Origin of the sequence: Streptomyces albospinus (assembly GCF_014648695.1) — a bacterium.
Lineage (GTDB): Bacteria > Actinomycetota > Actinomycetes > Streptomycetales > Streptomycetaceae > Streptomyces > Streptomyces albospinus.
Genome location: NZ_BMRP01000004.1, coordinates 350,135 through 357,314 on the forward strand (window position 1 = coordinate 350,135; position 7,180 = coordinate 357,314).

At 74.3% G+C, this 7,180-nt stretch carries 7 protein-coding genes and 1 riboswitch; of the genes, 3 read left to right on the forward strand and 4 right to left on the reverse strand.

All coding sequences use genetic code 11. From position 1 onward, the window contains the following. Positions 1 to 23: 23 nt before the first annotated feature. Positions 24 to 2,027, reverse strand: coding sequence for a Stk1 family PASTA domain-containing Ser/Thr kinase (pknB, locus tag IEZ17_RS09010; protein ID WP_308427611.1), 2,004 nt, complete (start codon positions 2,025 to 2,027; stop codon positions 24 to 26). A 249-nt stretch (positions 2,028 to 2,276) separates the two neighbouring features. Here pknB and IEZ17_RS09015 point away from each other — a divergent pair, with 249 nt between their 5' ends. Continuing rightward, on the forward strand, positions 2,277 to 2,672 hold the full coding sequence (locus IEZ17_RS09015; protein WP_189298400.1) for a MerR family transcriptional regulator: 396 nt from the start codon (positions 2,277 to 2,279) through the stop codon (positions 2,670 to 2,672). A gap of 28 nt (positions 2,673 to 2,700) precedes the next feature. On the opposite strand, the gene IEZ17_RS09020 is transcribed toward IEZ17_RS09015, so the two are convergent. The 3 genes from IEZ17_RS09020 to thiO form a co-directional block, all read right to left on the reverse strand. Further along, complete coding sequence (locus IEZ17_RS09020) at positions 2,701 to 3,495, reverse strand: thiazole synthase (RefSeq protein ID WP_189298233.1); 795 nt, start codon at positions 3,493 to 3,495, stop codon at positions 2,701 to 2,703. A gap of 2 nt (positions 3,496 to 3,497) precedes the next feature. After that, the gene (gene thiS, locus IEZ17_RS09025; protein ID WP_229852095.1) at positions 3,498 to 3,725 is read right to left on the reverse strand and encodes a sulfur carrier protein ThiS; all 228 of its coding nucleotides are present in this window, start codon (positions 3,723 to 3,725) and stop codon (positions 3,498 to 3,500) included. Between the two features lie 56 nt (positions 3,726 to 3,781). After that, complete coding sequence (thiO, locus tag IEZ17_RS09030) at positions 3,782 to 5,014, reverse strand: glycine oxidase ThiO (RefSeq protein ID WP_189298237.1); 1,233 nt, start codon at positions 5,012 to 5,014, stop codon at positions 3,782 to 3,784. Then, a riboswitch (TPP riboswitch) is annotated at positions 5,012 to 5,124 on the reverse strand. Its footprint overlaps the gene before it by 3 nt. A gap of 178 nt (positions 5,125 to 5,302) precedes the next feature. Here thiO and IEZ17_RS09035 point away from each other — a divergent pair. Next, on the forward strand, positions 5,303 to 6,544 hold the full coding sequence (locus IEZ17_RS09035) for an NAD(P)/FAD-dependent oxidoreductase (RefSeq protein WP_189298239.1): 1,242 nt from the start codon (positions 5,303 to 5,305) through the stop codon (positions 6,542 to 6,544). Positions 6,545 to 6,785: 241 nt separating this feature from the next. Further along, positions 6,786 to 7,151 (forward strand): Rv2175c family DNA-binding protein, encoded by a 366-nt coding sequence (locus tag IEZ17_RS09040; RefSeq protein ID WP_189298240.1) that lies wholly within the window; start codon positions 6,786 to 6,788, stop codon positions 7,149 to 7,151. Positions 7,152 to 7,180 lie beyond the last annotated feature (29 nt).

The following is a 7,180-nucleotide window of genomic DNA, read 5'->3' on the forward strand; positions in this document are numbered from 1 at the left end:
GCACCTGATCCGGCGGCCGGCCGCTACAGCGCGCCCTTGAGCTTGATCGTGATCGTGCTGCCCTTGGGTGCCTTGTCCCCGGGGGCGACCGACTGCGAGTCGACGCTGTCCTGCGGGAACAGCAGCGGCTTGTGCACCTCGACCTTGAAGCCGAGGGCGGTCAGCTGCTGGGTGGCGTCCGCGGTGTTCTTGCCGCTGACGTCCGGGACGGCGATCATCTCCGGCCCCTTTGAGAGGGTGAGGGTGACCGTGTCGCCCTTCCCCAGGGTGGCGCCCGCGCCGGGCGACTGCTGGGCGACGGTGCCCTGGTCCTGCGGCGAGAAGACCGGCTGATCGGCGATCTTCACGCGGAAGCCGGCCTGCTGGAGCGCCGCCTCGGCGTCCGCCTGCGCGCTGCCGATCACCTTGGGCACGTCCATCGGCGCGCCCCGGCTGATCGTGATCCCCACGGCCGTGTCGGGGCGCCGCTTGCTGCCCGCCGCCGGATCCGTGCTGATCACCGATCCCTTGGCGACCTCGTCGCTGAACTCCCGGGTCTCCGTGCCCGGCACCAGCCCGAGGTCGCGCAGCTTGCGCTTGGCATCGGCGACCGGGGTGCCGGCCAGATCGGGGACCGCGACGCTGTCGGGGCCCCGGGAGACGGTGAGGGTGACCGTGCCCGTACCGCGGATCCGCTGCCCGGTCGCCGGGTCCGTGGCCATCACATGGCCGCGCTGCACGTTCGGGCTGAAGCCGCGCACCACCTTCACCCGCAGGCCCTCGTCGCGGAGCGTCTGCTCGGCCTTGGCCTGCGGCATGTCCAGCACCGCCGGAACGGTCGTGAACTGGCCGGAGTTGATGTACCAGACGCCCGTGCCCACGCCGAGGGCCAGCAGCACGGCCGCGATGACCGTGAGGAGCCGCCGCCGCTGGAGCCGGTCCGTGCGCGGGGCCGGCGCGGGCGCCGGGCGCAGCCGCGTGGTCCGCTCGGCGGGCGGCGCCGCGTCCGGCGGCGGCATCTCCAGCCGGCTGGTGCGGTTCAGCTCCGCCTCCCCCTCGGCGGGCAGCGACAGCTGCACACCCGCGGGGCGCGGTATCACGTCCGTGGCCTCGAAGTCGCTGCCGCCCGCGGGCACGTCCTTGGCCTGCGGCGGTACGAGATCCAGCTGCTCGCCGGTCAGTCGGGCGCGGGCCGACTGCGACCGGGACAGCAGCGCCACCGCGTCCTGCGGGCGGTCCTGCGGCTCGCGGGCGGTGGCCAGCGCGACCAGCTCGTCCAGCTCGGGTGCCAGACCGGGCACCAGCTCGGAGGGCGGAGTGATGTCGTCGTGCAGATGGCTGTAGAGGATCTGCGCCGCGGAGCCGCCCGTATGGGGCTTGCTGCCGGTGAGCATTTCGTAGAGCACCACACCGCAGGCGTAGACATCCACCCGGGCGTCCGCGGTGCCGTGCTCCATCTGCTCGGGGGCGAGATACGAGACCGTCCCCAGGACCGAGCCCGTGGAGGCGGTGGTGTGCGTGTCGACCGCGCGGACCAGGCCGAAGTCGGCGACCTTGACCCGGCCGTCGTCGCCGATGAGCACGTTCTCCGGCTTCATGTCGCGGTGCACCAGGCCGGCGCGGTGCGCGGCCCCCAGAGCGGCGAGGATCGGCTCCAGGATGTCCAGGGCGGCCCGCGGCTGGAGGGCGCCGCGCCCGCGCAGCACGTCGCGCAGGGTGCAGCCGGCGACGTACTCCATCGCCAGATAGACATACGTCCCGTCCGTGCCCTGGTCGAAGACGCCCACCACGTTCGGGTGCGACAGCCGGGCGACGGACTTGGCCTCCCGGATGAAGCGGTCGACGAACGCCTCGTCCACGGCCAGGCTCGGGTGCATCACCTTCAGCGCCAGCACACGGTCGAGCCGGGTGTCCACGGCCCGGTAGACCGTGGCCATCCCCCCGGCGGCGATGCGCGCCTGGACGCGATAGCGGCCGTCGAGCAGCTGGCCCACCACGGGGTCTCCCCGGCCGAATGCCGGGGAAGGGTCCTGAAGCGTCGTATCCACGGCAGACGAGTCTACGAGCAAGCGCCGACACCGCGAACGCCACGGCCACCGCCCCGGCGCACCGGAACGGAACGGTGACACGGCCGGCGGCGGGGGCAGGCCCGGCCGGACCGGCCGGGACGACCGGAATAATCAGCCGCGGGCCGCCGTCTGCCTCAAGGAGCGCGGCGGCAACGTGCCACGAGAAGAAGCGCTCGAACGCGTTCATACGCGACGGAACCGGACGAAGGGGAGCGGTGGATGGCGACGCTGCGGATCGGCGAGCTGGCCCGGCGGACGGCTACCCCGGAGCGGCTGCTGCGCTACTACGAGGAGCAGGGGCTGCTCCGCCCCGACCGGCTGCCCAGTGGCTACCGCGTCTACCGGGAGTCCGATGTGGCGCAGGTCCGCCGCATCCGCACGCTGCTCACCTCGGGGCTGAACACCGCGACCATCGCGCAGGTGCTGCCCTGCCTGCGCGACGAGGGCGACGGGCGGCTGGTGCCGACCTGCCCCGACCTCGTCGGCGAACTCCACCGGGAGCGCGACCGGATCACCGGGTCCATCGAGGCGCTGATGGCCTCCCGGGACCTGCTCGACCAGGTGATCACGGCCGCCCCGCGGGAATTCGCGGACCGGGTGGGGGCGGCCCACCCCGCTCCCTGAACGGCGCCGCCGCTCCCGCAGCCGCGCCCTAGAACGCCGGCCGCTCCGGATCCAGCTCCGCCACGCCGTCCGTGGGCGAGGAGGCATGGGCGAAGTGGCGGCGCGGGATCCGGCCCGCCCGGTGCGCCAGCCGGCCGGCGTCGACCGCGTGCCGCATCGCCGCCGCCATCAGCTCCGGCTCCTGCGCGCGGGTCACCGCGGACGCCAGCATCACCGCCGCGCAGCCCAGCTCCATGGCGAGCGCGGCGTCCGAGGCGGTGCCCGCGCCGGCGTCCAGGATGACCGGGACGCCGGCCCGTTCGGTGATCAGCTGGAAGTTGTGCGGATTGCGGATGCCGAGCCCGGAGCCGATCGGTGATCCGAGCGGCATGATCGCCGCGCAGCCGACGTCCTCCAGTTTGCGGGCCAGCACCGGGTCGTCGTTCGTATAGGGCAGCACGGTGAAACCGTCGTCCACGAGGATCTCGGCGGCGTCCAGCAGCTCGATCGGATCGGGCAGCAACGTCCGCTCGTCCGCGACGACTTCGAGCTTGACCCAGTCGGTGCCCAGCGCCTCCCGGGCCAGCCGCGCGGTGAGCACCGCCTCTCCCGCGGTGAAGCAGCCCGCGGTGTTCGGCAGCACCCGGATGCGGTGCTGCTCCAGTACCGACAGCACCGAGCCCTGCACGGTGGGGTCCAGCCGCCGCATGGCGACCGTGGTCAGCTCCGTACCGGAGGCGAGCAGCGCGCGCTCCAGGACGTCGAGGCTGGGCGCGCCGCCGGTGCCCATGATCAGGCGCGACCGGAAGTCGGTGCCGGCGATGCTGAGAGTGTCGTCCGCCATGGTCAGCCTCCCTGGACGGCGGTGAGGACTTCGACGCGGTCGCCGTCGCCGAGCGCGGTGCCGGCCCACCGGTCGCGCGGCACCACGGTCTCGTTGACCGCGGCGGCCACTCCGCCGGGCGCCCGGGTCAGCGTCGCGACCAGCCGGTCGAGGGTCAGCCCACCGGGAATCCGGCGGGCCTCCCCGTTGACGGACACGGAGACGGTGGCGGCACCGGGGGCGCCGGCGATGTCGGGGGTTTCGGGCGTTTCGGGGGTGTCAGGGGTGTTACGGGCACCGGTGGCAGTCATACGGGCTGCTCCTCAAGGGCGCGGGCGCGCTCGGACCCCGGGGCGGTGGGGCGGAAGCGTGCGGGGGAGAAGGGGCGGGCCACTTCCGGCAGGTTCCCGGTGGCCAGGACCTCGGCCATCGCGTCTCCGGTGACCGGCGTCAGCAGCACGCCGTTGCGGAAGTGGCCGGTGGCCAGGTGGAGGCCGGGCAGCTCGGTCGGCCCGAGCAGCGGCGCGTTGTCGGGGGAGGTGGGGCGCAACCCGGCGCAGCTCTCGACAAGCGGCAATTCGGTGATTCCGGGCACCAGTTCATGGGCGTCCCGCAGCAGCTCGTAGACCCCGCCCGCGGTGACGGTGGTGTCCCAGCCGAGCTCCTCGCTGGTGGCGCCGAGGACCAGCTCCCCGCTCTCCCGCGGCACCAGGTAGACGGGGTTGCCCCGTACGACGGCCCGTACGGTGCGCGCCAGGAACGCGGCGCCACCTGGGAGCGCGTCCGGCATCCGCAGCCGCAGCACCTGCCCCTTGACCGGCCGCACGGGCGGCACGACGGACTCGGGGACCCCGGCGAGCCGGCCGCTGTGGCTGCCCCCGGCCAGTACGACCTGGCCGGCCGACAGCCGTGTCCCGTCGGCGAGTTCGGCGCCCGAGGCCCGTCCGCCGGCGGTCGTCAGCCGCGCCGCGCGGTCGCGGTGGAAGACCACCCCGGCGCGTTCGCAGGCGGCCAGCAGGGCGCTCGTCAACCGCCGCGGATCGACCTGGTGGTCGCCGTCCACCCGGAGGCCGCCGCGCACCCCGGGGGCGAGCATCGGCTCCAGGCGACGGCACTCGCGCCCCGTCAGCCACTGCGAGTCCAGTCCCGAACGGGTCTGGAGGGCGTGCAGTTCGCGCAGGTGGGCGCGGTCGTCGGCGTCCAGTGCGACGACCAGGGTGCCGCACCGCCGGTAGCCGATCCGCTGCCCGGCGGCCTCCTCCAGCTCCTCCGTGAAGCGCGGATAGCGGCGTGCCGAGGCGAGGTTGAGGCCCAGCAGGGTCTCCTCGCCGTAGTGCAGCTCGGTCACCGCGGCGAGCATGCCGCCCGCGACGCGGGCCGTGCCGCCTCCGGGCGCGGGGTCGGCCACCGCGACGCGCAGACCGCGGCCGGCCGCCCGCCAGGCGGTGACCAGCCCGATGATGCCGCCCCCGATGACCAGCACATCGGGGTGCCCGGCGGATGTCCCGGGCGGTTTCGGTGGTGTGGCAGATGGATGCATGGGCGTCCAGCCCCTCCCTTCGCCGGCATGACCCGGATCAGGTTCGTACGGTCGGAGGCCGGCCAGCCTCCCTCTCAGCCCGGTCCGTCCGGGCTCCCGCGAGTGCGTGCAGCCGCCACCCTAGTACGGGGCCGCGACGCCCCGTAAGGGAGCGCCCCGGGGTGTCCCCGGCCGGCGCCGGGCGGCGCCACCGGGGGAGCGCCCGGGCGTGACCGTCCGTGACGCTGTGTCAGAGATCTCCTTGCGCGCTGCTGCGAGCCGCGTCATCCGCCGTCCTAGAGTGATCGGGTGAGCGAGCAGAGCAAGTCTTCCCAGGCCCCTGACCGCACGCCGCGCGTGGTGATCGCCGGCGCGGGAATCGCGGGTGTGCAGACCGCCGTAGCCCTGCGCGAACAAGGCTGGCGCGGCGCGATCACGCTCCTCGGCGACGAGCCCCACCGGCCCTACGACCGCCCTCCGCTGTCCAAGGCGGTGCTCCTCGGCAAGGCCGACGGCTCCGCCTTCGACGTCGACTTCGCCGCCCTCGGCATCGACCTCCATCTCAGCCGCCCGGTCCGCGCCCTGCGCCCGGACGCCCACGAGGTCGACACCGCCGAGGGACCGGTCCCGTACGACTACGCGGTGATCGCGACCGGCGCCGAACCGATCACGCTGCCCGGCAGCGAGGGGCTGCCCGGCGTCCACCTGCTGCGCACCCTGGACGACGCCGAGCGGCTGCGGCCGGTGCTCGCCGCCCAGCACCGGATCGTGGTCGTCGGGGCGGGCTGGATCGGCGCCGAGTTCGCCACCGCGGCCCGTGAGGCGGGCTGCGAGGTCACCGTCGTCGAGGCCGCCGACCGCCCGCTGGCGGGCGCGCTGCCCGCCGAGATCGCCGTGTACATGACCGACTGGTACGCGGACGCCGGGGCCGAGCTGCGCACCGGCGCGCGGGTCGCGTCCGTCGCCCCCGGCGAGGTGACCCTTGAGGACGGCACGGTGCTGCCCGCCGACGCCGTCGTCATCGGGATCGGTGCCCGCCCCACCACCGCCTGGCTGGCCGGTTCCGGCGTCGCCCTCTCGCCCGCGGACGGCTCCGTACTCGCCGACGAGCAACTGCGCACCTCCGTCCCCGATGTGTACGCGGTCGGCGACTGCGCCTCCTTCCCGTCGGCCCGCTACGGCACCCGGCTGCTGGTCCACCACTGGGACAACGCCCTCCAGGGGCCCCGTACGGTCGCCGAGAACATCGCCCGGGGCGAGGCGCAGGGCGTGGTCTACGACCCGGTCCCGTACTTCTGGTCCGAGCAGTTCGGGCGGTTCGTGCAGTACGCGGGCCACCACGGGGACGCCGACGAGCTGGTGTGGCGCGGCGATCCGGCCGGCGCCGCCTGGTCGGTGATCTGGCTGCGGGGAGGGCGGCTGGTGGCGCTGCTGGCGGTCGGGCGCCCGCGGGACCTGGCCCAGGGGCGCAAGCTCATCGAGCGGGGCGCGGTGCTCGACCGGGCGCGCGCGGCGGACGCCTCCGTGCCCCTCAAGTCCGCGGAGCGGTAGGGCCGGTCCGAAGGGCCGGGGCTGGATGGATCGGACACGGCGGACAGGTCGGACAGGTTGCGGCGTCCGGTGCGGTGCCCGGGAGCGCCTCCCGGCGGTGGCCGGGGGAGCTTCGCGGGCCCGGCCACGACCCGTCGGCCCGGCCCCGGGCGGGCCGGGCCGGTCACCCGCCGGTGTGCCGGAAGCCCCTGATGGCGATGCCTGGCTACCGGCTGTCAGTGGGAGGTGGCACGCTTGTCCTGTGACCGAGATTGACGCAAACATCGATGGACTCGTCCCCGCCTGGCTCACCCTCCCCGACATCGCCGAAGAGCTCGGCGTCGAGGTGACCCGCGTCCGGCAGCTGGTCAAGGAGGGCCAGCTGATCGCGGTGCGCCGTGGCGAGAACAGTGTGCTTCAGGTGCCCGCCGAATTCATCAAGGACGGCAAGGTCGTCAAGGGGCTCGTCGGGACGCTGACGCTGCTCCGGGACGACGGCTTCGCCGACGACGAGATGCTGGAGTGGCTCTTCACCGCCGATGACACCCTGCCCGGGACCCCTGCGCAGGCACTGCGCGAGAATCGCGGCACGGAGGTGAAGCGCCGGGCTCAGGCGCTCGCCGTCTGACGCGCACCGCGCTCCTCAGCCGAACCGCA

Bases quoted from the DNA above. Each gene is read 5' to 3' on its own strand.
- thiO (WP_189298237.1), bottom strand. From the start codon at position 5,014: ATGCATCCATCTGCCACACCACCGAAACCGCCCGGGACATCCGCCGGG.
- IEZ17_RS09020 (WP_189298233.1), bottom strand. From the start codon at position 3,495: ATGGCGGACGACACTCTCAGCATCGCCGGCACCGACTTCCGGTCGCGC.